General features: G+C 52.5%; 1 rRNA gene. It reads right to left on the bottom strand.

What is annotated here, in order from left to right:
* Positions 1 to 1,475: ribosomal RNA gene (locus CHL74_RS15320) — 23S ribosomal RNA — on the bottom strand; the annotation flags it as partial.

Genomic DNA, 1,475 nt, shown 5'->3' with positions numbered 1-1,475 from the left:
GCTTCGAAGCCTCCGGCCTATCCTACACATCGGATGACCAAGGTCAATGCTAAGCTGTAGTAAAGGTTCACGGGGTCTTTTCGTCCCATCGCGGGTAATCGGCATCTTCACCGATACTACAATTTCACTGAGCTCATGGTTGAGACAGCGTCCGGATCATTACACCATTCGTGCAGGTCGGAACTTACCCGACAAGGAATTTCGCTACCTTAGGACCGTTATAGTTACGGCCGCCGTTTACCGGGGCTTCAATTCAATGCTTCGCCTTGCGGTTGACATCTCCTCTTAACCTTCCGGCACCGGGCAGGTGTCAGGCTGTATACCTCATCTTTCGAGTTTGCACAGCCCTGTGTTTTTGTTAAACAGTTGCCTGGACCTATTCTCTGCGCCTCGCTATTCACGAGGACCCCTTATCCCGAAGTTACGGGGTCAGTTTGCCTAGTTCCTTAACCATGAATCTCTCAACGCCTTAGTATGTTCTACCCGACTACGTGTGTCCGTTTACGGTACGGGTACCTTCAGGATTGCTTAGCGGATTTTCTCGGGAGTATGCTTACCCTCGCTATCAGGTTCCTCCGAAGAGGACCCCGTACTTTCAAGTTCGGCTCTGACTGCGGATTTGCCTACAGCCATCAACACCTACACTCTTTAACGAGCCATTCCGTCGGCTCGCGGAAGTTTCACTGCTCCGTCTCCGCATCGCTCCTAAAGGTAGTCACGGAATGTTGACCGTGTCTGCCATCGCCCTCGCCGTTCGGCTGAGACTTAGGACCCGACTGACCCCGGGATGATTGACATTGCCCGGGAAACCTTAGTCTTGCGGCGGGAGGGAATCTTACCCTCCTTATCGTTACTTATACCTACATTTGCTTTTCCATATCCTCCAGGATAGGTTACCCGCACCATTCGACGGATATGGAATGCTCCCCTACCGATACTTTTATAATTTGCTATCCCGCGCCTTCGGTATCTGTCTTATACCCGATTATTATCCATGCGGGGACTCTCGACCAGTGAGCTGTTACGCACTCTTTGAATGAATGGCTGCTTCCAAGCCAACATCCTGGCTGTCACTGAGACCCCACTTCGTTAGACTAACTTAGACAGAATTCCGGGACCTTAGACGGCGGTCTGGATTCTTCTCCTCTCGGGGACGGACCTTAGCACCCGCCCCCTTACTGCCGGACTGCAGACCGTGAGCATTCGGAGTTCGTCAGGACTCGATAGGCGGTGAAGCCCTCTTGTCCTATCGGTCGCTCTACCTCTCACGGTGACCATCCGACGCGGCACCTAAATGCCTTTCGGGGAGTACGAGCTATCTCCAAGTTTGATTGGCCTTTCACTCCTACACTCATCTCATCCAGAAGCTTTTCAACGCTTATTGGTTCGGTCCTCCATCCCGTGTTACCGGGACTTCAACCTGGACAAGTGTAGATCACTTGGTTTCGCGTCTACCCCCTCTGACTTGACGCCCT

The organism is Prevotella sp. 885, from assembly GCF_002265625.1.
Taxonomy (GTDB): domain Bacteria; phylum Bacteroidota; class Bacteroidia; order Bacteroidales; family Bacteroidaceae; genus Prevotella.
This window is presented reverse-complemented; position numbering and strand designations above follow the sequence as displayed.